The organism is Neoroseomonas oryzicola (assembly GCF_012163135.1).
Classification (GTDB): Bacteria; Pseudomonadota; Alphaproteobacteria; order Acetobacterales; family Acetobacteraceae; genus Neoroseomonas; species Neoroseomonas oryzicola.
On sequence record NZ_JAAVUP010000011.1, the window covers coordinates 81,346 to 106,139 of the forward strand.

Consider the following 24,794-nt stretch of genomic DNA (forward strand, 5'->3'; position numbering starts at 1 on the left):
GGAGGCTCGCGACATGACCATCAGGATTTCGCGCCGCGGCATTCTCGCCGGGTCCGCGACGCTGCTGGCTGCCCCCACCGTCTGGGGGCAGTCGATCAACCGGGATCGGATCATCCTCGCGATGACGCAGGAACCGGTGCAGTTCAACCCGCTGCTCTACGTCAATGCCGGCACCGAGAACGTGCCGGAAGCCTGCATCTTCGACGCGCTGTGGGACGTGAACGACAAGGGCGAGTTCTTCCCGAACCTCGCCGCCCAGGTGCCGTCCCGCCAGAACGGCGGCATCTCGGCCGACGGGCTGACCTGGACGGTGAACCTCAAGCGCGACGTGAAGTGGTCGGATGGCCAGCCCTTCACCGCCAAGGACGTCGAGTTCACCTACCAGACCATCATGAACCCGAACGTGGCTGTCCGCAGCCGTTCGGGCTTCGACCTGATCAAGACCTTCCGCGTGAAGGACGACCACACGGTCGAGATGGAGCTCTCCCGCCCCTTCGTGCCGTTCCTGTGGGCGTGGCAGAACATGCACATCGTCCCGCAGCATATCCTGGGGCGAGAGCAGAACATCCAGACGGCGGCCTTCAACAGCCAGCCGATCGGCACCGGGGCGTACATCCTGCGCAGCCGCACCGCCGGCAGCCACATGGTCTATGAGCGCAACCCGAACTACCACCGCGGCCCGGCGAAGGTGCGGCAGTTCATCCATAAGTTCGTGCCGGACCAGATGGCCGCCTATGGCCAGGCGCGCACGGGCGAGGTCGACTACTTCGCGCTCGGCGGCGTGCCGCCCGATCGCTTCACCGAGGCGCGCGCCTTCCCGGACCGCGACTTCCTGCTCTATCCGACGCCCAACGTGCAGTTCATCTACTACAATTGCGGCAAGCCGCAATTCGCCGATCCGCGCGTGCGTCGCGCGCTGACCATGGCGACGCAGATGCAGAAGTCGATCGATGACATCTACTTCGGCACCTGGCCGCGGACGCTGTCCTACCTGCAGCCGACGCATTGGGCCTACAACCGCGACCTGCGTGACTACACCAACGACGCGGCCGGCGCCGAGCGCCTGCTGGACGAAGCCGGCTGGCGCAAGGGGCCGGACGGCATCCGCGCGAAGGACGGCGTGCAGCTGAAGTTCACCATGTCCACCACCGCCGGCAATGTCGCACGGCAGGGCTGCCAGGCGCTGTTCCAGCAGAACTGGAAGGCGATCGGCGTGGAGATGGAGATCCGCAACATGCCGGCCTCGGTCGTGTGGGGCGAGTACACGACGCAGTCGCGCTTCGACACGCTGCTGGTCGCGTGGGATCCGACGGTGGGCCTCGACCCGGACTACACGGCGCGGTGCCATTCGAAGATGATCCCGGTGAAGCACCGCCAGGGATCGAACTACGTGCAGTACGAGAATGCGGAGGTGGACCGGCTGCTCGAACTCGGCGTGACGCAGACCGAGCAGGCCGACCGCATCGCGACCTACAAGCAGATCCAGGCGATCCTGCACGAGGAGGTGCCCTTCGCGGCGCAGGGCGGGTCGGTGCAGGGGCATCTGAAGCGCAAGCAGCTGCAGGGGCCGACGCCGAACCAGTACGTCACGGACATCACCTGGAACGTGTACGACTGGGCCTGGGCCTAGTCGCGAGGAGCGGGGAGGGCGCCGCCCTCCCCGAGCCCCACCCGCCAGAGGCCGAAAGGCCTCTGGATACCGGAACCGGACTCAGGCCGGCATCGCCTCCCAGCCCTGGCGGCTGCGCCAGTCCAGCGGCAGGTTGCCGAAGCGCGAAAGCGTCAACTGCGACAGGTCCGCGAAGTCGCAGTGACCCTGCAGCACCAGCTGCGCGAGCGCGCGCCCGGTCGCCGGCGAGAGGCCGAAGCCCACCGAGGACATGCTCGCCACGACGACATTCCCCGGATCCTCGAGGCGATCGAGGATCGGGCGGCCGTCCGGCGTGTTCTCCACGATGCCGCCCCAGGAGCGAATGACGCGCACATGGCCGAGGCGGGGGAACAATTCGTTCAGCCGCCGCGCCAGGCTGGCGACGACCGGTGAATTGACCGGCCGCGGCGTCGCCTCGCCGTCGAGGTCAATCCATTCATGCGGCCCGCCGCCATAGGCGAGGTTCCCGCGCAGCGTCTGCCGGCCGTAGAGGCCGTTTCCGTCGACGCCGCCATAGGCGATCGGCGGCAGGGGTTCGGTGACGATCATCTCGACGCGCGCCGGCGCCATCGGCACGCGATGGCCGAGCGGCGCGGCGAGCGCGGCGGTATGCGGCCCTGCCGCGATCACCACGGCGTCGCAGCCGATCTCGCCCGCGCTGGTTTCGACCGCGACGGCGCGGCCGCCCTGGGTGCGGATGCCGCGCACGGCGGTGTGCTGCAGGATGCGTCCGCCATGGCGCTCCACCGCCCAGGCATAGGCCTGGCTGGTGCGCTGCGGATTGGCGTGGCCGCCATATTTCCAATGGATGCCGCCGACGGCGTTGTCCCCGACCCAGGGCACCAGGTCGCGCAGTTCCGCACGATCGAGCGGCGCGGCCTCGAAGCCCTGGTCGGTGGCGAGCTTCGTGCTCTTCCACAGCCGGTCGAGCTGGCCCTCGTCCAGCGCGACCTTCAGCCGGTGCGGCCGCCATTCCGTCGGGTGGCCGAGCAGTTCGTCCATCATCGGCCACAGCCGCTGCTCCTCGCGGAACAGGGGCGAATAAGGGTGGGTGCAGCCGCCGCCGTTCCGCCCGCTGGCTTCCCAGCCGACGATGCCCTTCTCGACCACCGTGACGGGGTGGCCCTCGCGCGCGAGCCAGAAGGCGGTGGACAGGCCGGTGACGCCGCCGCCGACGATGACGATCACTTCACCACCTCCGCACCGCTCAGTCGTCCGCCGATGTATTCGGCGTTCTCCGGCGCCGGTTCCCAATGCGGCAGCCATTGCGCGGCGATGCCGAACCAGCCGGTCCAGTTGGCGCGGAGCGCGGGATCTTCCTCAAGCGCGGCGAGCACCGACAGCGGTAGCGGGCGGATCGGCGCGCGGTAGGAGGCGAGCGGCGCGGGACGGTGGCGCGACAGCAGCGCGTGAACGCTCTCGCGGCAGCGGCGGCCCTGGCAAGCGCCCATGCCGGCGCGCGTCAGGCGCTTTACCTGGTCCTGGTTCAGCGGACCAAGCGCGCCGAGCCCGGCTTCCGGTCCCGCGGCATCGAGATAGCGCGGCGGACGCAGGGCGCGCAGGTCGCCGGCGCTCACCTCCTCGCAGGCGCAGACCAGGGCGTGATCCTCAGCGAGCGCGATGTCGAGCCAGGCGGCGCGCGCCGCGGGTGCCGCACCAAGGGCATCGCCGACGATCGCGACCTGCGGCGTCGGCTGCGGCGCGAAGCCACCCTTCGCGGCATCCCAGGCGATCGGGCAGCCGAGCAACTCGGCCAGGTCCACCATCGGCACCGTGTCCACTGCCATGACGACGGTGTCGCAGGCGGTCTCGCGCCAGGTATCGCCGTCCTGCCAGGCGATGCCGGCGACCTCCTCGCGCCCTTCGATGCGCACAGGCGTGGGTGCGGCGATCTGCGCGGCGACGTCCAGCCCCGCCGCGCGTGCGGCCGCGACCACGCCGTCCGCCAACGCGCCGCCGCCGATCACCGCGATCCGGCGTCCCGAGAAGGCGCCGTAGAGCCGCAGCGCCGCGTCGAAGCCGCGCGCCCCCATGACGCCGGGCAGCGTCCATCCGGCGAAGGGCACCACCACGTCGCGCGCGCCGGTCGCGACGGTGATGCGATCCACCGCGACGAGCCACGCCGCCTCCCGGTCCGCGAGGCCGAGCACCGGCCGCGGCAACCCGCGATTGGCCACGCCGCGCACGAAGCCGCCCCAGGCAGCGACGCCGAGCGCGACCTCGACGCCGGCTTCCATCGCCGCGATCAGCCCGGGCCGGGCGGCGACGATGCGTTCCTCCATCCGGCCCGCATTGCGCGTCGCGGCATCGACGCGTTCGCCGAACAGGTAGGGGATGTCGAGGCCGAAGAGGCCGGGATCGAGCGGATGCTCGTCCACCAGCAGCGTCTTGGCCCCGGCGGCTGCCGCGGCCTGCGCGGCGGCGATGCCGGCATCCCCGGCACCGATGACGACGTGGTCGTAGCCGTCCCTCAGCGGAAAGGTCTTGCCGGCGAGGGAGGTCGGATCCGCTTGCGACATGCGGAAAGTCTAGGCGGCTCCCCGCCGTCCGTCACCGCACCTTTCGCAGCGCCGTCGGATAGAATCGACCCGAAGGCGCGCGCATCGCCTCGAGCACGAAGCCGCCGGGCAGGTCGATCGTCTCGCGCGCCGGCGGGGCGTCGGCGGCGGCGTCGAGCGCGGCGCGCAGCGGGCGGCCTTCCATGCCCTCGGGCGCGAGGCCGAGGAGGTGCAGCACGGTCGGCACGATGTCGGTGAGGTCCGCGGGCTCCTCGGCCACGGCACCGCGCCGCACCGGCCCGCCCTGCATCACCAGCACCGTCGCGAGTTCCGCCCGGTGCAGCCCGCCATGCATCCCGCCGCCCTCGGGGACGTCCGGGGCGTCGAAGGGGGCGTGGCCGGGCAGGCCCCATTCGTCGGGCTCCTCATGCCCCGCGAAGGTCACGACGAGGTCGGCGCTGCGTGCATGACCGCTTCCGAGCAGGGAGAGCGGCAGCGCGCGCCCGTCCGCCAGGATGGCGGGGTCGCGCCCCAGCAGCGGCCCGGCCCAGTTCTGCGTGGCGAGGAAATCGGCAATCTGCGGCGCCAGCGCGCGATCGCGGAACCACAGGCCGGGCGCGGCGGCCGGCGCGACAACGACGTCGACATCGGGCCCCATGCCCGTGCCGGCGCGGAAGCCGGCACGTTGGAGTTCGGTGCGCAGGCAGCGCTTGCCGCGGCCGGTCACATGGCCGTGGTCGGACAGCACGACGATGGCGATCTCCGCCGCATCCGGCTGCGCGTCGCGCCAGGCGCGGATGCGGCCGAGCACGGCATCCGCCGCGCGCAGCGCGCGCTGGGTGTGCTCCGCGCGCAGCCCGCCCCAGTGGAAGGAGATGTCGGGCTCGGACAGCCACAGCAATGCGACGTCGGGCCGATGCTTCGGCAGGACATGGTCCAGCAGCACGCGCCCGGCGAATTCCACGCGCGGGATGTTCGGTACCGCGGCCTCGGGCGTCGCGCCAAGCGCCTCGCGCACCTCTGTGGCCGTCGCGCCCTCGGTGTCCTCCACGTTCCAGCGGAAGGAGGCGAGGCGCTCCGCCGCCGGGTGCAGCAGGCGCGCGGCACCTGCCGTGCCGGCGCTCACCAGCGCGAAGGTCTTGCCGGCAGGGGCGAGGCGTTCGGCGAGGCTCGGGCGCTGCAGCGGCGATTCCGCACCGTTCGCCAGCGCGAGCACGTCCTCCACCAGTTTCGTGCGCAGCAGCCGGTCGGGGGCGACCGAGGCGTCGAAGACCGTGTTCGCCACCATGCCGTGCCCGCCGGGCCGGCAGCCGGTGATCAGCGAGGGCGTCGCGACGCGCGTCTCGGACGGAAAGACGCTGCGCGCATTGGCGAAGCGCGTGCCTTCGTTCGCGAGGGCAAACAGGTACGGCGTCGCCGCCGCATCCACCATGTCCGGTCGCAGCCCGTCGAGCGCGACCATGACGACGCGCGTCATGACGCGGGCTTCAGGCAGCGCGCGACATAGGTCATGAAATGCGCAACGGAGGGCGTCTCGAGGTCCTTGATCTTCGCCTCCTCGTCGTAGCGGCGCAGCTGCACGGCATCGGCGTGGTGGGGCAGGGCCTCGAAGGCGGCGACTTCCCCGGCGCTCATCGGCCCTCCCTGGAGCGAGAGGCTCAGCACGCTGTCGGGCGAGAGCTTGCCGAAATAGTCGGCCTCGGTCGCGCAGAGGTAGCGCTTGGCGGCGACGTGCAGACGCACGGGTTCGGTCACCTCGGGCCCGAAATACTGGGCGAGCCAAGCATGGCCGAGATCCTCGTGCCGGTCGTCGACGCCCTCGGCCGCGGGGTTCTCGCCGAGGTCGTGCACCAGGTGCCCGATGTCGTGCATCAGCGCCGCCGCGATCAGCGCGGGCGACTTGCCCTGCTGCTCGGCGAGCCAGGCCGATTGCAGCGCGTGCTGGCGCTGCGTCACGTCGTGCAGCCCATAGGCGCCGTCGGCGCGGCGCTCGAGCATGTCGTGGATCTTCTCGACGATGTCGCTGGCCATGGCGGGTGTCCTCAGCCTTCGAAGTGGACGGGGTTGGCCCAGGCGCGGCGGCCCTGGGCATCGGCGACGACGATGCGCGCGAAGCCGCCGCCGCGGGGCTTGGCGATCGGCAGGCGGACGCGCGTGGTGCCGGGGGCGACATGCTGCGCGGCGCGCGATCCGCGGCCGAGCACCATCACGCTCGCGGCGGGGGAGCAGGTCACCTCGACCTCGTGCTCGCCCCAGGCGATGTCGTGGATCAGCGGGCCCTGCGTCGCGTAGTAGGCGCCGTCCTTCAGCGCGGCGAGCAGCGCCTCGGGCTCGTTCGCCTCGGCCTTGACCATCAACCAGCCGCCGAAGGCGTCGGGGCAGGCGAAATGGGCGTCGTCCACCGCGATCAGCCCGATACGCCGGCCGCCGGCGAGCATCTGGTCCGCGAGATAGGCGCCGTCGCCGCGGTCGGTGCGCAGCTGGGAGGTGTGGTTGTAGACCTCGACCGCGTGGGCGCCCGGGATGCGCGCCGCGTCCTCGATGGTCAGGCCGTACCAGGCAGGATGGGGGATGGCGACGAAGGCGCCGGCGGCGATCGCGCGCGCGGCGATCGCCGGGCCGTCCTCGCCATCCGCGAGCGGCGGGAAATCGGGCGGCAGGCCGACGGCAAGGATGTGCCAGATCTCGCCCAGCGCGGTCTCGGGCGCGTGCAGTTCGGCGCCGAGGATCGTCGTGAAGCCGTTGGTGCGGAAGGGGCGCGTGTCGACGATCGGGAAGCCGTACTTCGCCATGAAATGGTCGGTCAGGGCGAGGAAGTCGTAGCCCGCCTCCCGATAAGTCGCGCAGACATCCGCTGGCGTGCGCATCCCGTCCGACATGTCGGAATGGGTGTGGATGTTGCCCTTCCAGAAGCGTCCGGGGCGGGCGAAGGCAGGGTCGGCGATCATGCGCGCATGATCCGCCGCCCCGGCCTGCCTGTCACGCGGCGATCAGGTGACACGGCCCTGGGACACGCCCGCCGGCGCCGCGGTGCGGCCGCCATCGACGACGTACTGCGCGCCCGTGACATTCGCCGCGAGGTCCGAGCAGAGGAAGAGCACGACATTCGCGACCTCCTCCGCCGTGCCGTAGCGACGCAGCGGAATGCCGGCGGAATAGCGTTCCTCGACGCCTTCCGGATTGTTCGGGGAGACCTGCCGTTCGATCTCGTGGATCATGCGCGTGTCGATCGGCCCGGGGCAGACGGCGTTGACGCGGATGCCGAGCGGCCCGACCTCGCCGGCCGCGACCTTGGTCAGGCCGATGACCGCGTGCTTGGAGGCGACATAGGCCGGCATGCCCGGCGTGCCGACCAGCCCGGCGATCGAGGCGGTGTTGACGACCGATCCATGCCCCTGGCGGATCATCACCGGCAGGACATGGCGCAGGCCGAGGAAGACGCCCTTCACGTTGACGCCGATGACGGCGTCGAAATCGGCTTCCGCGTGCTCGGCGGTCGGCGCGACGCGGCCTTCGATGCCGGCATTGTTGTGGAAGCAGTCGATGGCGCCGAAGGCGTCGAGCGCCGCCTTCACATAGGCCTCGACATCCGCCGCGCGGGTGACGTCGGCGGTGCAGGCGATGGCGTTGCCGCGCCCGATCTCGGCGGCCACCGCGGCGGCGCCGTCGGCGTCGCGATCCACCACGACGACCTTGGCGCCGAGCCGCGCGAAGCCGAGGCACGTCGCGCGCCCGATGCCGTTGCCGCCGCCCGTGACGACCGCGACCTTGCCGTTGAAATCCATGCCGTTCTTCCTCCGCGGCCCGGCGCTGCTTGGGCGGCCGGGCCAGGTTTGCAGCGTCACGATCCAACGATCGGGGGCGGGCGTCCAGCCGAGGGGCGGGCCGGGCGCGCCACGATGCGGATGCCAGTCGGCAGGGGCGGATAGCCGATGGGAATCCGGTTGATGGACCCCTGTGAGGCGAATCACGTCCATGACCGACGCAGAATTCGATTTTATTCGAATTCGGTTCGGCTAGGATGTCGCCCATGAAGGCCTTCTTCTCCCCCCACCACGCCGGCCATCGGCCGAGCCAGACCTTTCGGCATGGGCGCATCGTCGCAAACCGCGACCTGCCGCTGCGGGCCGAGAACATCCTCGCCGCGCTGCGCCAGGACGGGCACGCGCTGCTGAACGCGGCACCGCACGGCGTGGCGCCGGTCGCGGCGATCCATACGCCGGAATATCTCGACTTCCTCGAACGTGCCTGGAGCGAGTGGCAGCAGATCCCGGACGCGTCGGAGGACGTGTTTCCCTACATCTTCCCCGTGCGCGGCATGGACAACGGCTACCCGACCTCGATCGTCGGGCGGGCCGGCTACCACATGCATGATTGCTGGGCGCCGATCGGGGAACACACCTGGTCGGTCGCGATCGATTCCGCGAACCTCGCCGTCGCGGCCGCGGAGGAGGTGCTGCACGGCGAACGCGCGGTCTATGCGCTGTGCCGGCCATCCGGGCACCACGCCTTTCCCGACATGGGCGGCGGCAACTGCTTCCTGAACAACGCGGCGATCGCGACGCAGCATCTCCGCCGGCGCTTTGGCCGCGTCGCGCTGATCGACGTGGACGTGCACCACGGCAACGGGTCGCAGGGCGTGTTCTGGCGGCGCGACGACGTGTTCTTCGTCTCCCTGCATCGCGACCCCATCGACTACCACCCCTATTTCGCCGGCCATGCGCATGAACGGGGCGAGGGCAATGGCCTCGGCTTCAACCTGAACCTGCCCTTGCCGAAGGGCGCGGGCGACGAGGCCTTCCTCGCCGCGCTCGAGACCGCCTGCGCGCGGATCCGGGCCTTCCAGGCCGAGGCGCTGGTCGTCTCCCTCGGCGTCGATGCGCATGAAGCCGATCCGACCGAGGGGCTGAAGGTGACCTTCGACGGCTTCCGCCGGATCGGCGCGCGGCTCGCGGCGTTGGACCTGCCCACGGTGCTGGTGCAGGAAGGCGGCTACAACATGGACACCATCGCGCGCTGCGTCGCCGGCGCGCTGGCAGGTTTCGAGGGGCGGGAGAGCACGGCAGCATGAACGCGATCGACGAAATGGCCGCCGCCCAGGGCGTGGCCTACATGGACGGGACCTACATGCCGCTCGCCGAGGCGAGCATCCCCATCCTCGACCGCGGCTTCCTGCGGTCCGACGTCACCTATGATGCGCTGCACGTGTGGAAGGGGCGCTTCTTCCGGCTGCAGGACCACATCGACCGCTTCCGCGCCTCCATCGCCGGGCTGCGCATGGCGCTGCCGCACACCGACGAGGAACTGATCGGCGTGCTGATGGAATGCGTCCGCCGCACCGGATATCGCGACGCCTTCGTGATGGTGATGTGCTCGCGCGGCGTGCAGCCGCCGGGCACGCGCGACCCGCGGCTCTGCCGCAACAGGCTCTATGCCTATGTCACGCCCTTCCTGTGGATCGCGAACGAGGAGCAGCGGCGCGACGGGCTGAAGCTGATCCTGGCCAAGACGCAGCGCATCCCGGCGGAATCGCTCGACCAGCGGATCAAGAACTTCCACTGGCTCGACCTGACGATGAGCCTGTTCGAGGCCTACGACCAGGACGCGCACACCACTGTCCTGCCGCTCGCCGACGGCACGGTCACGGAAGGGCCGGGCTACAACATCTTCGTGGTGAAGGGCGGCGCGCTGGCCACGCCCGATCGCGGCATGTTCGAAGGCATCACGCGCCGCACCGTCACCGAGATCGCCGCCGACCTGCAGATGAAGTGCGAGATCCGCCCCGTCCGCGTCGAGGAACTCGATGATGCCGACGAGATGTTCACCGCCACCACCGCGGGCGGCATCACGCCGGTCTCGTCCTACAACGGCCGTCCGATCGGCGATGGAAGGCCGGGTCCGGTGACGCGCCGCATCCTCGACCTCTACTGGCGGCGCCACGACGACGCGGCCTTCACCACGCCCGTCGCCTACGACGACTGAGCGCGGCCGGGCCGCCAGCCGTGACCGGGGAGAGGCCCGCCGGGCCGCAGCGCCAGGCGCGGGGCTTGCTGCGCATCGAGCGGATACTCGACGCCGCGGACGCGTTGATCCAGCGCGAGGGGACGGTCGAGATCGGCCTGCAGGAGGTCGCGAAGGCGGCGGGCCTGCCGGCCGCCTCGATCTACCACTACTTCGCCACCACGCCCGCGCTGCTGATGGCGCTCGCGCAGCGCTACCATGCGGGGTTCGAGGTGCTGGCCGCGCGGCGCATCGACCATGACCGCCTGGCGCAGTGGAGCGACCTCTGCGCCATCCAGGCCGAACAGGCGCTGCGCTTCTATCGCGAGCATCCGGTGGCGATGCGCCTCTTCCTCGGGCCGCAGGGCGGGTGGGAGGTGCGGGTCGCGGACCTCGCGACCAACCGGCGCATCGGGGCCATCTACTATCGCAGGCTGATCCAGCATTTCGTCGTGGCGGAGAGCCCGGCGCTCGAGGACGCCTTCGATGTCTCCGTCGCCATCTCGGACGCCATCTGGTCGCTGTCCTACGCCCGCAGCGGAACGGTCGAGCCCGCCATGGCGACAGAGGCGCTGCGGGCGCGGGTCGCCTATCTGCGCCTGTATGTCGGCGAGCATGCGGCGAAGCGGGAGCGGCCGCTCGAGGCCTGACGGCGACCGCCGTCGAGGGACGCAGCGACAGCAGGACATGCCGGCGGCGCGTATCCGGGGTGGTGGGACCGCCGGTGCAGGCCGCCGAACTGGCCATGGACCAGGCCCATTCCGCCCTGTCGCATGGCGCATCCCGTAGCCTGAGGTACGCCCCGGCGTCGTCGGATGCCCCTTGCCGAGGAACCGCGCCCGGCGGAAGAAGGGCCGGGCCTGGGGCCCCAAGATCGTCGAGCGTTTCCACACAGGCGGCACGCCGCCGCGTCCCGGACAGGAGCCGTAGTCCATGACCACCAAGACCGCCCTCGTCGTCAGCGCGCATTCCGCCGACTTCGTCTGGCGCTGCGGCGGCGCGATCGCGCTGCATGCCGAGAAGGGTTACCAGGTCACCGTCATCTGCCTGTCCTACGGCGAGCGCGGCGAATCCGCGAAGCTGTGGCGTCAGCCGGGCATGACGATGGACCGCGTGAAGACCTCGCGGGAGGCGGAGGCGAAGAAGGCCGCCGCGTTGCTCGGCGTGCACGACATCCAGTTCTGGGACCTCGGCGACTACCCGATCAACCTGACCGAGGCCGCCTTCTTCCGCCTGGTCGACGTCTACCGCGCCATCCACCCGGCCTTCATGCTGACCCATAGCAAGGAGGACCTCTACAACCACGACCACCCGACGGTGTCCGCCTGGGCGCAGAACGCGCGCATCACCGCGCAGGCGCATGGGCACAATCCGGGGCAGAAGGTGCTCGGCGCGCCGCCGGTCTTCCTGTTCGAGCCGCACCAGCCCGAGCAGTGCAACTGGAAGCCGGACGTGCTGCTCGACATCGGCAGCGTCTGGGCGAAGAAGCGCGCGGCGATCGAGGCGATGGAGGGGCAGGAGCACCTCTGGGAATACTACACCCGCGTGGCCCAGCAGCGCGGCGCCCAGGCGGCGCGCAATTCCGACAAGAAGATCACCTGGGGCGAGGGCTACCAGTCCGTCTTCCCGCATGTCGTGGAGAGCCTGGCGTGAGCGGCGCGCGCCTGTCGGCGGCGCTCGGCCGTTACGCCAATACGGCGGTGCTGCTCGACGGGCGCGTTGCCTCGCCGCTGGTCGCGCTCGACCACATCGAGGTGAAGCCGATCAGCCGCGCCTTCGCGCCGATGGTGCGCGAGCTCCGCTTCGACGTCAGCGAGATGGCGATCGCCACCTTCCTCATGGCCAAGGCCTGGGGGAAGGATCTGGTGCTGCTGCCCGTCGCGGTGGTGGCGCGCTTCCAGGAGGCGGCACTGCTGTGCCGCGCCGATGGATCGATCGGCGGCCCTGCCGATCTGCGCGGCAGGCGCGTGGGCGTGCGCGCCTATTCGCAGACCACCGGCCTGTGGCTGCGCGGGCGGATGCAGGAAGCGCACGGCATCGCGCCCGAGGACAATGCCTGGGTGACCTTCGAGGACGCCCATGTCGCCGAGTATCGCGACCCGCCCTTCGTCGCGCGCGCCGCGCCGGGACAGGACATGCTGGCGATGCTGCGGGGCGGGGAGCTCGACGCGGCGATCTTCGGCAACGACCTGCCGGGGGATGCCGGGCTGCGGACGGTCTTCGCGGATCCGGAGGCGGCGGGGCGTAATTTCGTCGCGGCGCATGGCTTCGTGCCGGTGAACCACCTGGTCGTGGTGCGCGGGGCGCTGGCGCGGGAACGGCCGGACATCGTGACCGAGCTCACGCGGATGCTGCGGGAGGCCGCCGGCGATGCGGCGCTGCCGCAGGGGCGCGCGGCCCTCGGCCCCGCCATCGCGCTCGCCATCCGCTACGCGCGCGAACAGGGGCTGCTGCCGCGCGACATGACCGTCGAAGAAGCCTGGGAAGGGCTGCCTGCCGGTATCGGCTGAGCAGCCCCCGCAGCGGTCAGGGCAGGTCGAAGCGGACGGCGATCGCCGCCGCCGCGATAACCGCCCTGTCGTGGCGGTCCTCCTCGGGCACATCGAGCCCGCCCTTCACCGCCTTCGCGGTGACGACGCCGTAGGGCAGCGATGTGCGCACCGCCTCCAGGTCCACCAGGTCGGGCCGCTGCACGCCGATGGTGACCTCGACCTGCATGGTCCGGATGTCGAGGCCGAGGGTGCGGATGAAGGCGAGCGACGAATGATGCAGCGCGTCCTGCACCGCGCGCAGCGCCGCCTTGGTGTAGTCGCCGCCGTGCAGGTCGTTGCCGGTGCCCATCTCGAGGATGATGCGCTTCAGGGCCATGGTACGGCGCTCCCTTAGATGTCGAGCCGCACGATGGCGCAGCAATTTGCGATGACGGTCGTGCTCGTGCCTTCGTCATTGGGTATCTCGAGCCCGCCCTCGACGACGGTCACCGTCCCGGTGCCGTGCGGCAGGATCGACAGGACCTCGGCCTTGTCGACCTGGTCGGGCTTCGGCACGCCGATCAGCACCTCGACCTGCATCGCGTCGACGGGCTGGCCGACCGCGGCGCCGATGGTGAGCGAGTTGTGCCACAGCGCGTCGCGCAGCGCCCGGACGGCGGCCTTGGTGTAGTCGGTGCCGCGGATGTCGGTGCCCATGCCGATCTCGAGCACCATGCGTCTGAGCGCCATGATCGTTCCCTTCGATGCGGCCCGCGCCATGGGTCGCGCCGCCATCCTACACCGGCATGACCGGGCGCCCAGCCCCGGCCCGCGGCGACGCCGCGCCGCCGTCGCACGGTTGCGGGCGCCCGGCAGGATCTCCACCTTGGCGGCGGGCGCGTCGTATCCGGGGGCGCGGGGCAGGGACGCAGTGAGCCAGCAGACCGAACTCGAGAAGGTGAAGGGCCGCATCCGCGCGCTCGCGGCCCGCACGGTGGACCGCGGCTGCTCCGAGGCGGAGGCGCTCGCGGCCGCACAGAAGATCGGCGAGCTGCTCGAGGTCTATGGCCTCACCATGTCCGAGGTCGAGCTCCGCCAGGAGGTCTGCGTCCAGCGCCAGGTCGTCTTCACCGGCGCGCGGCTGCAGGCGCTCGGCGTGATCTTCCTGTCGGTCATCGAGCTGACGGAGACCCGCGGCTGGATGGTGGGACGCGGCACCTTCGTCTTCTATGGGCTCGAGCCCGACGTGCTGATGGCCGAATACCTGCTGCACCTCGTCGCGAGCGCGGTGGACCACGAGGAGGCGGCGTATCGGTCGAGTGAGGCCTATCGGCGGAGCCGCGCCACGCCCCAGAACCGCCTGCGCAGCTTTCGCTACGGCTTCGCCGAGCGGGTTTCCACCCGCATCGAGGAGATCGCGTCCCATCGGCGCGCGGCGGCCGAGGCGGCGCGCGCGCAAGCCGCGACCGGCACTGCCCTTGTGGTGGTGAAGGAGGAGATCATCGCCAAGGGCTTCCGCACCCTCGGGATCCGCCTGCGGACGAGCTACACGACGCGCACCGTGCGGGATGGCGCCGCCTACCGGCAGGGCGCCGAGGCCGGTGGGCGCGTGAACCTGCAGCGCCCCGTGCGCGGCGGCGCCGGCGCGCCATCCCTGCCGACGCGCACGCGATGACCAGCGCGCGCGACGAACGGTTCTATGCGTGGGAGAACCGCGTCGTCGCGCCGCTGGACCGGTCGGTGGTGGCCTTCGAGCGGATGCAGGCGATCGTCGACCATGTCTGGACCGCGGAGGGCCTGCGCTGGCCGCCGCGCGTGCGGCCCCGCAAGGCGACCCGGGCGACGCTCGCGACCGGCAGCCGCCTCGCGATCGAGGCGCCGGACAGCCTGCCCTCCTGGATCCTGCTGCACGAGGTCGCGCATGCGATGACGAGTACGGCGGAAGGCGACGGCGCCGCGCATGGCCCGGATTTCGTCGGCGTCTATGTCGGGCTGCTGGTGCGGCATTGCCGGCTGGACCCGGAGATGCTGGCGGCGAGCCTGGCGGCCGACGGGATCAGGTGGAACCCGCAGGCGCGGCCCTGGTGCCTGGATCCGGGCTGAGGCGCCATCCTTGCCGGACGCAGCCCGCGCCCGGCCCCTTCGCGTTCCGGCATCGCCGGGGTGCCGGACCTGCCGATCAGGCCGGCGCGGCGTGCACGCACGACGTCACACGTCGAGGTTCGCCACCTTCAGCGCATTGCCCACGATGAAGTCACGCCGCGGCTCCACCAGGTCGCCCATCAGCGTCGAGAACACCTGCTCGGCGTCCTCCACATCCTCGATCCGCACCTTGAGCAGCGTGCGCGCCGCCGGATCCAGCGTCGTCTTCCAGAGCTGGTCCGGGTTCATCTCGCCCAGCCCCTTGAAGCGCTGGATCGCAAGGCCGCGGCGGCCCTCGCCGATCAGCTTGTCGAAGGCGTCGAGCGGCCCGCGCAGGTTGTGCTCGTTCGCACCCAGGGCGAGGACCGGCGCCGTCGCGAAGTCGCGCGCCAGCCGCTCGCGGCGTTCGTCGAGCCAGCGTGCCTCGGCGCTGCGCAGCGCCGTGGCGTCGAGCGCGTGGCGCTCCGTCACGCCGCGCACGGTGCGGTAGACGGCAAGGCCCGCCGCATCCGCCGTCGCCACCCAGCCGCGCTCGTTCTCCGGCGCCAGCGCGTCGAGCCGCGCGGCGAGGAGCTGCGCGGCCTGCAGCGCGCGATCGCCTTCCATCGTCAGCGCGCCGGCGACCGCCGCCTGCTCGACGATCTCGGCCGGAAGGTTCCCGGCCAGGCGGCGGATCCGCGCCGAGGTCTGGCGGTAGTATTCCTGCTCGCTGCGCAGTTCCTCCACCCCGAGGACGCGCCCGTCCGCGTAGCGCACCGATGCTGCGGCGAGCGCCTTCTCGAGCAGGAAGTCCTCGAGCGCGCGGTCGTCCTTCAGGTAGCGCTCCTCGTTGCCGCGCTTCGCGCGGTAGAGCGGCGGCTGGGCGATATACAGGTGCCCGCGCGAGATCAGTTCCGGCATCTGACGGAAGAAGAAGGTCAGCAGCAGGGTGCGGATGTGCGAGCCGTCCACGTCCGCGTCGGTCATGATGACGATGCGGTGGTAGCGCAGCTTGCCGGGATCGAAGCCGCCCTCGCTGATGTCGCCGCGGCCGATGCCGGTGCCGAGTGCCGTGATCAGCGTGCCGATCTCCTGGCTGCCGAGCATCTTGTCGAAGCGCGCGCGCTCGACGTTCAGGATCTTGCCCTTGAGCGGGAGGATCGCCTGGAAGGCGCGGTCGCGGCCCTGCTTGGCGGACCCACCGGCCGAATCACCCTCGACGATGAACAGCTCGCATTTCGACGGATCGCGTTCCTGGCAGTCGGCGAGCTTGCCGGGCAGGGAGGAGACGTCGAGCACGCCCTTGCGTCGCGTCAGCTCGCGCGCCTTGCGCGCCGCCTCGCGCGCCGCGGCCGCGTCCATGATCTTGCCGACGACGTCCTTGGCTTCCTTTGGATGCGTCTCGAACCAATGGGTCAGCGCGTCGGCGACGGCCATCTGCACGACCGGCTGCACTTCCGAGGAGACGAGCTTCTCCTTGGTCTGGCTGCTGAACTTGGGGTCCGGCACCTTCACCGAGAGGACGGCGGTGATGCCCTCGCGCATGTCCTCGCCGGCGAGGTTGACCTTGTCCTTCTTGGCAAGCCCTTCGGCGACCTTGCCCAGCACGCGCGTCAGCGCCTGGCGGAAGCCGGCCAGGTGCGTGCCGCCATCCCGCTGCGGGATGTTGTTCGTGAAGCAGAGCATCGTCTCGTGGTAGGAATCGTTCCAGCGCAGCGCGAGCTCGACGCGGATGCCGTCCTGTTCCTTCGACACGACGCTGATCGGCGCGCCGAAGACCGGCGTCTTGCCCTTGTCGAGCCACTCCACGAAGGCCACCAGGCCGCCGTCGAAGTGGAACGTGGTCTCCTGCACCTCGGCGTGGCGTTCGTCGCGCAGGGTGATCTTAAGGCCCGAATTGAGGAAGGCGAGTTCGCGCAGGCGCCGTTCCAGCACGGCGAAGTCGAACTCGGTCTTCGTGAAGGTCAGCGCGGACGGCTTGAAGGTGACCTCGGTGCCGGTCGGCTTGTCCGAGGGGCCGATCACCTCGCAGGGCACGACGGTGTCGCCGTGCTCGAAGCGCAGGCGATGTTCCTTGCCCTCGCGCCAGATCCGCACCTCCATCCATTCGGAGAGCGCGTTGACCACCGCGGCGCCGACGCCGTGCAGGCCGCCCGAGACCTTGTACGAATTCTGGTTGAACTTGCCGCCCGCATGCAGGCGCGTGAGCACGACCTCGGCCGCGGAGACGCCTTCCTCGGGGTGGATGTCGACCGGGATGCCGCGGCCGTCGTCGCGCACGGTGACGGAGCCGTCGCCGTTCAGCGTGACGTGGCAGCCGGTCGCGAAGCCTGCCTGCGCCTCGTCCACCGCGTTGTCGATGATCTCGAAGGCCATGTGGTGCAGGCCAGAGCCGTCATCGGTGTCGCCGATGTACATGCCTGGCCGCTTCCGCACGGCTTCGAGGCCACGCAGGACGGTGATGGAGGCGCTGTCGTAGGCGTCCGACTCCGGACGCGCGGGCTCGCTCATGCGGCGCGCTCACTCCTGGCTGGAGGGGGGCTGAATAGGTATTCCGAATATAGGCTTTCTTGCCCCTCAGGGCGACCCGCTTTCGCCCATCGGAAGCAGCTTTCCGGGCTGCGCGGCGAACATGTCCCCGATGCCCTGGAGGGGGCGGAAAACCTCGGGGTCCGTGCCGGTCAGGAAGGACTGGGCGGGCAGGGCGGCAAGGGCGGCGAAAAGGGCCTCGCGCCGGGCGGAATCGAGGTGCGCCGCGACCTCGTCCAGCAGCAGCAGGGGGGCGAAGCCGCGGGCCTCGGCGATCAGGGCGGCATGGGCCAGCACGGTGGAAATCAGCAACGCCTTCTGCTCCCCCGTTGAGCACAGCTCGGCCGGCTGGTCCTTGGGCAGGTGCACCAGCGTCATGTCGGCCCGGTGCGCCCCGCGCGCGGCGCCGCCGGCGGCCGCGTCGCGCCGGCGGTCGGCGGCCAGGGCCTCGCGCAGGCTGTCCTCGACGGCGAGGGCCGGCTGCTCGGCCAGCGCCGCGGCGATCGGGCAGAGCAGGTCCATCCGCGCCGCGGGGAAGGCGCCCGTGGCCGTGCCTGCCGACATCACGGCGTTCAGCCGCAATGCCAGCGCGCGCCGCGTGGCGGCCGCCGCGACGGCATGCCGCGCCATCGCGTCCTCGAGCCCCGCGAGCCAGCGCGGATCCGCCCGGCCTTCGCCCAGCAGGCGGTTGCGCTGGGCCATGGCGTTGTCATGCGCCGCGACCTCCCGTGCATGGGCGGGTTCCAGGGCCCAGGCCAGGCGGTCGAGGAAACGTCGTCGCCCCGAGGCACCTTCCTGGAACAGCCGGTCCATCTGGGGGGTGAGCCAGACGGCCGCGACGCGGTCCGCGAGATCCGCCTGGGTCCGCACCGGCTGCCCGTCCAGGCGGAACAGGCGGCGTTCGGAGGCGCCCTCGGGGTCGGAGCCCGTGCCGATGTCGAAGGCGCCCAGCGGGCCCGTGAAGCGCCCCGCGGCGGCCCAGGGCCGCGCTGCGCCATCCACGCGGCGGCCGAGCTCGCCCATCCGCGCGCCACGCAGGCCGCGGCCGGGGCCGAGGAGGGAGATGGCTTCGAGGAGATTCGTCTTGCCGGCGCCGTTCTCGCCGGCGATGGCGACGACGGGTGCGGCGAAATGGGCCTCGAGCGAGGACCAGGAGCGGAAGTCGGTGAGGCGGAGGCGGGTGAGGCGGAGCACGCTGTGACCCAGGTTTTCGGGGGAGGAGAACCTCCCCCGAGCCCCCTCCCTTCTCTGTCAGGGCGCATCGCCGATGGCGATGCGCGGGCGCTCAGACACGCATGGGCATGAGGACGTAGAGCGCCTCGGGCTTCGCCTCGTCCTTCACGATCGTCGGCGCGGCGCCGTCGGCGAAGAGGAACTCCACCTTGTCGCCGATCTGCGCGGTGATGTCCGTCAGGTAGCGGGCCTGGAAACCGATCTCGAGGGGGCTGCTCTCGTAGCTCACGCTGTCGGCGTCGAGTTCCTCCTGCGCCTGGCCCTGCTCGGGGCTGGCCGCGGACAGCAGCAGGTTGTTGCGCGAGATCGAGAGCTTCACCGGCCGCGAGCGCTCGCTGCTGATCGCCGCGACGCGCGCCACCGCTTCCTCGAAATCCTTCTTCGGCACGGTCAGCTTCTTGTCGTTGCCGCGCGGGATGACGCGCTCGTATTCGGGGAAGGTGCCGTCGATCAGCTTCGAGGTCAGCGCGACGGTGCCGAGCCCGAAGCGGATCTTGGTATCCGACAGGCGGATCTCGATCTCGTCCTGCGTCTCTTCCGCGAGCTTGCGGACCTCGTTCACCGTCTTGCGCGGCACGATCACGCCCGGCATGCCCTTGGCACCCTCGGGCAGCGGCTCCTCGACGCGGGCGAGGCGATGACCGTCGGTCGCGACCGCGCGCAGCACCGGCGCGCCCTCGGCTTCCGCGGCATGGAGGTAGATGCCGTTGAGGTAGTAGCGCGTCTCCTCGGTCGAGATGGCGAACTTCGTGCGGTCGATCAGGTCGCGCAGCACGCCGGCCTTGATCGCGAACTTGGTCGGCAGGCGGCCTTCCGTCATGGACGGGAAGTCGTCGACCGGCAGCACCGAGAGCGTGGTGTTGAACTTGCCCGCGCGCAGCGCCAGCGGGCCGTCGCCGCCGCCATGGTCGAACTCGACGCGCGCGCCCTCGGGCAGCTTTCTGACGATCTCGTACAGCGTCGCCGCTGGGGCCGTGGTGCGCCCGCCGCGCGTGACCGTCACGCCCGCGACTTCCTCGACCACCGCGATCTCCATGTCGGTCGCGGTGAGGGTGAGGTTGCCCTCGGTCTTCGCGTCGATCAGGACATTGGCGAGGATCGGAATGGTGTTGCGGCGCTCGACCACGCTCTGCACGTGCGCGAGAGCCTTCAGCAGCACCGCCCTGTCCACCGTGAACTTCATCGCAGCCCGACGCCCCGATTTCTGGCGGTCCTGCCAGGCCCGTCCGAGGGCCCGGCGGGACCGCGTGTGTCCCCCTGGTTCCCCCCGGCTGCCGGGGCCGAATCGGCCCGCGCGGCGGCCCGCCGAGGGGTCGGCACCATATCAGCCGGACTCAGCGCGGCAAAGCGGGGAAAAACCGAGGCGAAGCGCCGCAAAGCCAAGCGAATCGGGGCTTACGGGGCGACCGTTGCGGAACGGGTCAGGTCTCGAGCATCCGGCGCAGCAGTTCGACATCCTCGGCGAAGGCGGCGTCGGCCTGCATCAGCTCGGCGATGCGGGAGACCGCGTGCATCACCGTGGTGTGGTCGCGGTTGCCGAAGCGCCGCCCGATCTCGGGCAGGGAGCGCGAGGTGAGCTGCTTCGCGAGGTACATCGCCACCTGGCGCGGCCGCGCCACGGCCCGCGCGCGCCGCGCGGAGGACATGTCGGTCAGGCGGATGTTGTAGTGCTCGGCGACCTTGCGCTGGATCTCCTCGATCGTCACGCGGCGGTCGTGCGCGCGCAGGATGTCGTGCAGCACTTCCTGCGCGCCATCCAGCGTCACCGCGCGGCCGAACAGGTTGGCGTGCGCGATCAGGCGGTTCAGCGCGCCCTCGAGCTCGCGCACGTTGGACGTGATCTTGTGCGCGAGGAACTCGATGACGCTCTTGGGCACGTCGATGCCCGCGGCCGTCGCCTTGGCCTGCAGGATCGACAGGCGCAGCTCGTAGGTCGTGGCGTGGATGTCGGCGACCATGCCGCAGCCGAGGCGCGTGCGCAGGCGATCCTCGAGGCCGGAGAGGTCGGAGGGCGACTTGTCCGCGCTGACGATGATCTGCTTGCCGGCGTCGACCAGCGCGTTGAAGGTGTGGAAGAACTCTTCCTGCGTGTTGTCCTTGCCGATCAGGAACTGCAGGTCGTCGACCATCAGCACGTCGACGGAGCGCAGGCTCTCCTTGAACTCCATCGTCGACTGGCTGCGCAGCGCGGCGATGAAGCGGTACATGAACTTCTCGGCCGACATGTAGGCGACGTTGCGCGCCGGCTCGCCGTTGCGGATCGCCCAGGCGACCGCGTGCATCAGGTGCGTCTTGCCCAGGCCGACGCCGCCGTAGAGGAACAGCGGGTTGAAGCCCGGGCTCGCGGGCTTCTCGGCCACGCGCCGCGCGCAGGCATGGGCGAATTCGTTGGGCTTGCCGACGACGAAGGTATCGAAGGTGAAGCGCGGGTCGAGCGGGGCCGACCAGTCGCCGCGCGCATCCGCGGCCGCCGCGCGCGCCGCGGCGGCGGGCTTGCCGGCGAGCGGTTCGGCGAGGCCGTTGGCGCGCGGCGCTTCGGCATCCGGCGCGTCATCGGCGGCGCGTTCCGGCGCGAAGCGCACGTCGACGCGGCGCACCGCGCCATTCTCCTGCTGCCACAGCGCGCGCAGGCGGTCGCCGTAATGGCTGCGGACCCAGTCGCGCAGGAAGCGGGTGGGAAGCACGACGATCGCCTCGTCGCCCTCGATGCCGACCAGCGTCATCTGACGGAGCCAGGTGCGGTACTCGACCTCGCCGACTTCCTCGCGCAGGCGCCCGCGGATGCGGGCCCAGGCTTCGCCCATGGCGGCGGCGGAGAGCGCGGAGACGGTACCGGCTTGCTTCTCCATGAACCCCCCAGACAACTCGCCCCGGCCGGATTGTCCCGGCCCAACCTGCCGTCTTTCGATCGGCGCAACGACGTTCGTTCAAGCCCCCAACATCGCGAAGACTAGCCGTCCGCAACGTTGTCGCAAGGCACAAAAAGCATCAGCCGTCATCGGACCCGAGGTCGTGAAAACGCGCGCACGACAAAGCAGCCGCAAACGGATTCGCAGCTGCTACTGCCGTGATCAGATCGGATACTTGAACGTGCTCCGCCCCGTGGGGCGGAGTATTCAGCCCTGCGCGGCGCCCAGCGACTTCACGCGCGCCGAGAGGCGGGAGACCTTCCGCGCCACCGTGTTCGCGTGGAGAGTGCCCTTCGTCGCGGCGCGCTGCAACTCCGGCTGCGCGGCGCGGAAGGCTTCCTGCGCCGCGGCCTTGTCGCCGGCTGCAACGGCTTCCTCGACCTTGCGGACAAAGGTGCGCACGCGCGACTTGCGCGCCTTGTTGCGCGCCATGCGCTTCTCGGTCTGGCGGATGCGCTTCTGCGCGGACGCGGTGTTCGCCATGGGGTTCCGGTTCAGTTCAACATCGGGTGAAACGAGGCCGCGCCCGGGAGCCCGGGCGCGGCGAAGGCCGGGGTTCTAGAGCGGCCCGCCATGGTGCGTCAAGCCAAAGCGGCCCGCGAAATCCATGAAGCGCGGGTCGCTCGCGCGCCGCAACCCTCTCAGCGGTTCTTGAAGGCCGGCTTGCGCTTCTCGGCGAAGGCCGACATGCCCTCCTTCTGGTCCTCGGTCGCGAACAGGCTGAGGAACAGCCGCCGCTCGGTGCGCACGCCCTCGGTGAGCGTGGTCTCGTAGGCGGCGTTCACCGCCTCCTTCGCCATGGCGACCGACGGGCCGGACAGCGCGCCGATCTTTTCGCCGATCTTGACCGCCTCGGCGACCAGCTCCGCGGCGGGGACCACGCGGCAGACCAGGTTGGACCGCTCGGCCTCCGCGGCATCCATCATGCGCCCGGTCAGCACCATCTCCATGGCCTTCGACTTGCCGACGGCGCGCGTCAGGCGCTGCGTGCCGCCCGCACCAGGTATGATGCCGAGGTTGATTTCCGGCTGGCCGAACTTCGCCGTATCGGCCGCGATGATCAGGTCGCACATCATCGCGAGCTCGCAACCGCCGCCGAGCGCGAAACCCGCCACCGCGGCGATCACCGGCTTCTGGATCTCGAGCACCGTCTCCCAGCGCTCGCCGATGAAGTCGTTGAAATAGACCGCGGGGTAGGTGCGGTCCTTCATCTCCTTGATGTCGGCGCCGGCGGCGAAGGCGCGCTCGCTGCCGGTGATGACGATGGCGGCGATGGCGGGGTCCTTGTCGTAGCCGCGCAGCGCGTCGCCGAGCTCGCCCATCAGCTGGTCGCACAGGGCGTTCAGAGCCTGCGGGCGGTTCAGCCGGATGACGGCGACCTTCCCCTGGGTCTCCGTCAGGATCATCTCGTAGGCCATGCGCTGCGTTCCTCGCCTTATGTCGGTGGGCAGTGCGTAGCGCAGGGGCGCGGCCGCCTCAACGCTGCCGCTTGGGGCAGAAGAAGGTGGACCGCCCGGCCTGCACGATCCGCTGGATCCCCTGGCAGGGCGGCACCCCGGGGCAATCGGGGCAGGGCTCGTCCTCCCGGCCATAGACCGCGAAGCGTTCCTGGAAGCGGCCGACCTCGCCATCGGCCCGGACATAGTCGCGTAGGGAGGACCCGCCGGCGCCGATGCTTTCGGCCAGCACGGCCTTGATCGCGGGGACCAGGCGCTCGGCGCGCACCCCGGCGCAGCTGTCGGCGAGCCGCCGCGGCGAGATGCCGGCGCGGAACAGCGCCTCGCACACATAGATGTTCCCCAGCCCCGCCACGACCGTCTGGTCGAGCAGCGCCGCCTTGATCGGCGTGCGCTTGCCGGCGAGCGCCGCCGACAGCACCGCCGGGGTGAAGGCGTCGTCGAGCGGTTCCGGCCCCAGCCCGGACAGCAGCCGGTGCGCTTCCTCCGCCTCCGTCGGGACCAGGTCCACCGCGCCGAAGCGCCGCGGATCGACGAAGCCGACGCGCCAGCCATGGTCGGTGACGAGGACGAGGTGCTCATGCGCCTCGGGCGGGGCGTTGTGGCCGCGCGCATCCGAGGCCGCGCCCTGCGGGCCGAGGCGCGGCACAGCCGCCTCGCCGGCCCGCCGCGCCACCATGCGCCCGGACATGCCGAGGTGGATCAGCAGGCTCTCGCCCCCGTCGAGCCGCATCAGCATGTATTTCGCCCGCCTGCGGAACGAGACCACGCGCCGGCCCTCGACCCGTCGCGCCAAGCCGGGCGGGAAGGGAAAGCGCAGGCCCTCGCGGCGCAGATCGACCTCGACGATGCGGTGGCCCTGCAGCACGGCGGCCAGGCCGCGCATCACCGTCTCCACCTCGGGCAGTTCGGGCATGGTCCCTCCCCATTTCCGGCCACCACGCTATGGTGGCGCCACGATGAGCGACAGCCCCCAGGACACCGCCGATTTCGGCTACCGCACCGTTCCCCGCGCCGAGAAGGCCTCGATGGTGCGGGAGGTCTTCGAAAGCGTGGCCCCGCGCTACGACGTCATGAACGACCTGATGTCGCTCGGGATCCACCGGATCTGGAAGCGCATCTTCGTCAACGCGATCGGCTGCTCGGCGCGGGAGACGCTGCTCGACCTCGCGGGCGGGACGGGGGACATCTCCTTCCTCGCGCTCGAGCGCGGGGCGGGGCGCGTCATCCTCACCGACGTGAACCCCGCCATGCTGCAGGTCGCCGAGAAGCGCGCGCTCGACCGCGGCCTCGCGGCCGGCCTGTCCTTCATGTGCGTCGACGCCGAGCACATCCCGCTGCCCGACCGCAGCGTGGAGAAGGTCTCGATCGCCTTCGGCCTGCGCAACTGCACCGACAAGGACGCCGTGCTGCGGGAGGCGCGGCGCGTGCTGCGGCCCGGCGGGCGGTTCCATTGCCTGGAGTTCTCGCGCCTCGAGATCTCGGCCCTCGTGCCGCTCTACGACGCCTGGTCCTTCAAGGCGCTGCCCGAGATCGGCGCGCGCGTGGCGCAGGACCGCGATTCCTACGAATACCTCGCCGAGAGCATCCGCATGTTCCCCGACCAGGAGACGCTGGCGGGCATGATGCGCGAGGCGGGGATGGAGCGGGTCGAGGTGCGCAACCTGTCGGGTGGGATCGTCGCGATCCACACGGGCTGGCGCCTCTAGCCGCGCCCGTCCATGTCATGACCGGGCTTTCATCTCCATGCGTCGCGGTGCAACATCGACATCGCGCGCAGCGGAACATGGAGGCTCGCCACCGTGACTGTCCGGACCGGGACGGCTGGAACCTGGGGTTGCAGTGATGGCGGCCACCCCGTCGCGACGCGTGTCGGGGACGTGATCCGCATCACTCGCGCGTCCGGAACGATCGCGGCAGGCTCC

General features: G+C 70.8%; 24 protein-coding genes. 9 read left to right on the forward strand and 15 right to left on the reverse strand.

The features are described from left to right. Positions 1 to 13: 13 nt before the first annotated feature. Complete coding sequence (locus GWK15_RS21890; RefSeq protein WP_168043527.1) at positions 14 to 1,630, forward strand: peptide ABC transporter substrate-binding protein; 1,617 nt, start codon at positions 14 to 16, stop codon at positions 1,628 to 1,630. 81 nt (positions 1,631 to 1,711) lie between these two features. Here GWK15_RS21890 and GWK15_RS21895 read toward each other — a convergent pair whose 3' ends face one another. The 6 genes from GWK15_RS21895 to GWK15_RS21920 are packed head-to-tail and all read right to left on the reverse strand — an operon-like array spanning position 1,712 to position 7,934. Next, complete coding sequence (locus GWK15_RS21895; RefSeq protein WP_338147311.1) at positions 1,712 to 2,839, reverse strand: NAD(P)/FAD-dependent oxidoreductase; 1,128 nt, start codon at positions 2,837 to 2,839, stop codon at positions 1,712 to 1,714. Then, positions 2,836 to 4,170 (reverse strand): (2Fe-2S)-binding protein, encoded by a 1,335-nt coding sequence (locus tag GWK15_RS21900; protein ID WP_168043529.1) that lies wholly within the window; start codon positions 4,168 to 4,170, stop codon positions 2,836 to 2,838. The genes GWK15_RS21895 and GWK15_RS21900 overlap by 4 nt, the downstream gene beginning before the upstream one ends. 31 nt (positions 4,171 to 4,201) lie before the next feature. Beyond that, positions 4,202 to 5,626 (reverse strand): alkaline phosphatase family protein, encoded by a 1,425-nt coding sequence (locus tag GWK15_RS21905; protein WP_168043530.1) that lies wholly within the window; start codon positions 5,624 to 5,626, stop codon positions 4,202 to 4,204. Further along, positions 5,623 to 6,180 (reverse strand): phosphonate degradation HD-domain oxygenase, encoded by a 558-nt coding sequence (locus tag GWK15_RS21910; RefSeq protein ID WP_168043531.1) that lies wholly within the window; start codon positions 6,178 to 6,180, stop codon positions 5,623 to 5,625. Before GWK15_RS21910 ends, GWK15_RS21905 begins: the two co-directional genes overlap by 4 nt. A gap of 11 nt (positions 6,181 to 6,191) precedes the next feature. After that, a complete protein-coding gene (locus GWK15_RS21915; RefSeq protein ID WP_209442350.1) occupies positions 6,192 to 7,097 on the reverse strand; it encodes a PHP domain-containing protein in 906 nt (301 codons plus the stop codon). Between the two features lie 42 nt (positions 7,098 to 7,139). After that, positions 7,140 to 7,934 (reverse strand): SDR family NAD(P)-dependent oxidoreductase, encoded by a 795-nt coding sequence (locus GWK15_RS21920; RefSeq protein ID WP_168043532.1) that lies wholly within the window; start codon positions 7,932 to 7,934, stop codon positions 7,140 to 7,142. A gap of 245 nt (positions 7,935 to 8,179) precedes the next feature. Here GWK15_RS21920 and GWK15_RS21925 point away from each other — a divergent pair, with 245 nt between their 5' ends. The 5 genes from GWK15_RS21925 to GWK15_RS21945 all read left to right on the forward strand — a co-directional run bounded on the left by GWK15_RS21925 (position 8,180) and on the right by GWK15_RS21945 (position 12,659). Then, on the forward strand, positions 8,180 to 9,220 hold the full coding sequence (locus tag GWK15_RS21925) for a histone deacetylase family protein (RefSeq protein WP_168043533.1): 1,041 nt from the start codon (positions 8,180 to 8,182) through the stop codon (positions 9,218 to 9,220). Next, positions 9,217 to 10,131: an aminotransferase class IV gene (locus GWK15_RS21930; protein WP_168043534.1), complete on the forward strand. Its 915-nt coding sequence runs from the start codon at positions 9,217 to 9,219 to the stop codon at positions 10,129 to 10,131. The genes GWK15_RS21925 and GWK15_RS21930 overlap by 4 nt, the downstream gene beginning before the upstream one ends. A 65-nt stretch (positions 10,132 to 10,196) precedes the next feature. Then, on the forward strand, positions 10,197 to 10,799 hold the full coding sequence (locus tag GWK15_RS21935) for a TetR/AcrR family transcriptional regulator (RefSeq protein WP_245211813.1): 603 nt from the start codon (positions 10,197 to 10,199) through the stop codon (positions 10,797 to 10,799). Between the two features lie 283 nt (positions 10,800 to 11,082). Beyond that, positions 11,083 to 11,802 (forward strand): PIG-L deacetylase family protein, encoded by a 720-nt coding sequence (locus tag GWK15_RS21940; protein ID WP_168043536.1) that lies wholly within the window; start codon positions 11,083 to 11,085, stop codon positions 11,800 to 11,802. Continuing rightward, a complete protein-coding gene (locus GWK15_RS21945; RefSeq protein ID WP_168043537.1) occupies positions 11,799 to 12,659 on the forward strand; it encodes a substrate-binding domain-containing protein in 861 nt (286 codons plus the stop codon). Before GWK15_RS21940 ends, GWK15_RS21945 begins: the two co-directional genes overlap by 4 nt. Positions 12,660 to 12,675: 16 nt before the next feature. On the opposite strand, the gene GWK15_RS21950 is transcribed toward GWK15_RS21945, so the two are convergent. Further along, positions 12,676 to 13,017 carry a Lin0512 family protein gene (locus GWK15_RS21950; protein ID WP_168043538.1) on the reverse strand — a complete coding sequence of 114 codons (342 nt, stop codon included), beginning with the start codon at positions 13,015 to 13,017 and terminating at the stop codon, positions 12,676 to 12,678. A gap of 14 nt (positions 13,018 to 13,031) precedes the next feature. Next, positions 13,032 to 13,370 (reverse strand): Lin0512 family protein, encoded by a 339-nt coding sequence (locus tag GWK15_RS21955; RefSeq protein WP_168043539.1) that lies wholly within the window; start codon positions 13,368 to 13,370, stop codon positions 13,032 to 13,034. Between the two features lie 181 nt (positions 13,371 to 13,551). Between GWK15_RS21955 and GWK15_RS21960 the strand changes: the two genes are divergently transcribed. Continuing rightward, positions 13,552 to 14,295 carry a DUF7168 domain-containing protein gene (locus GWK15_RS21960; RefSeq protein WP_168043540.1) on the forward strand — a complete coding sequence of 248 codons (744 nt, stop codon included), beginning with the start codon at positions 13,552 to 13,554 and terminating at the stop codon, positions 14,293 to 14,295. After that, entirely contained in the window at positions 14,292 to 14,723 is a 432-nt protein-coding gene (locus GWK15_RS21965; protein ID WP_168043541.1) for a hypothetical protein, read from the forward strand. The genes GWK15_RS21960 and GWK15_RS21965 overlap by 4 nt, the downstream gene beginning before the upstream one ends. 105 nt (positions 14,724 to 14,828) lie before the next feature. Here GWK15_RS21965 and gyrB read toward each other — a convergent pair whose 3' ends face one another. From gyrB to mutM, 7 genes are all read right to left on the reverse strand, one after another. Beyond that, positions 14,829 to 17,252 (reverse strand): DNA topoisomerase (ATP-hydrolyzing) subunit B, encoded by a 2,424-nt coding sequence (gyrB, locus tag GWK15_RS21970; RefSeq protein WP_168043542.1) that lies wholly within the window; start codon positions 17,250 to 17,252, stop codon positions 14,829 to 14,831. A 66-nt stretch (positions 17,253 to 17,318) separates the two neighbouring features. Continuing rightward, complete coding sequence (gene recF, locus GWK15_RS21975) at positions 17,319 to 18,464, reverse strand: DNA replication/repair protein RecF (protein WP_168043543.1); 1,146 nt, start codon at positions 18,462 to 18,464, stop codon at positions 17,319 to 17,321. A gap of 91 nt (positions 18,465 to 18,555) precedes the next feature. After that, positions 18,556 to 19,686 carry a DNA polymerase III subunit beta gene (gene dnaN / locus GWK15_RS21980; RefSeq protein ID WP_168043544.1) on the reverse strand — a complete coding sequence of 377 codons (1,131 nt, stop codon included), beginning with the start codon at positions 19,684 to 19,686 and terminating at the stop codon, positions 18,556 to 18,558. Between the two features lie 238 nt (positions 19,687 to 19,924). Further along, the gene (gene dnaA / locus GWK15_RS21985; RefSeq protein ID WP_168043545.1) at positions 19,925 to 21,352 is read right to left on the reverse strand and encodes a chromosomal replication initiator protein DnaA; all 1,428 of its coding nucleotides are present in this window, start codon (positions 21,350 to 21,352) and stop codon (positions 19,925 to 19,927) included. A 267-nt stretch (positions 21,353 to 21,619) separates the two neighbouring features. Next, the gene (gene rpsT, locus GWK15_RS21990; RefSeq protein WP_168043546.1) at positions 21,620 to 21,895 is read right to left on the reverse strand and encodes a 30S ribosomal protein S20; all 276 of its coding nucleotides are present in this window, start codon (positions 21,893 to 21,895) and stop codon (positions 21,620 to 21,622) included. Between the two features lie 158 nt (positions 21,896 to 22,053). After that, positions 22,054 to 22,830, reverse strand: a complete 777-nt coding sequence (locus tag GWK15_RS21995) for an enoyl-CoA hydratase (RefSeq protein WP_168043547.1) — start codon at positions 22,828 to 22,830, stop codon at positions 22,054 to 22,056. A 58-nt stretch (positions 22,831 to 22,888) separates the two neighbouring features. Beyond that, positions 22,889 to 23,785 carry a bifunctional DNA-formamidopyrimidine glycosylase/DNA-(apurinic or apyrimidinic site) lyase gene (gene mutM / locus GWK15_RS22000; protein ID WP_168043548.1) on the reverse strand — a complete coding sequence of 299 codons (897 nt, stop codon included), beginning with the start codon at positions 23,783 to 23,785 and terminating at the stop codon, positions 22,889 to 22,891. Between the two features lie 43 nt (positions 23,786 to 23,828). On the opposite strand from mutM, the gene GWK15_RS22005 reads away from it, so the two are divergent. Then, positions 23,829 to 24,578, forward strand: coding sequence for a class I SAM-dependent methyltransferase (locus tag GWK15_RS22005; RefSeq protein WP_168043549.1), 750 nt, complete (start codon positions 23,829 to 23,831; stop codon positions 24,576 to 24,578). Positions 24,579 to 24,794: the final 216 nt, after the last annotated feature.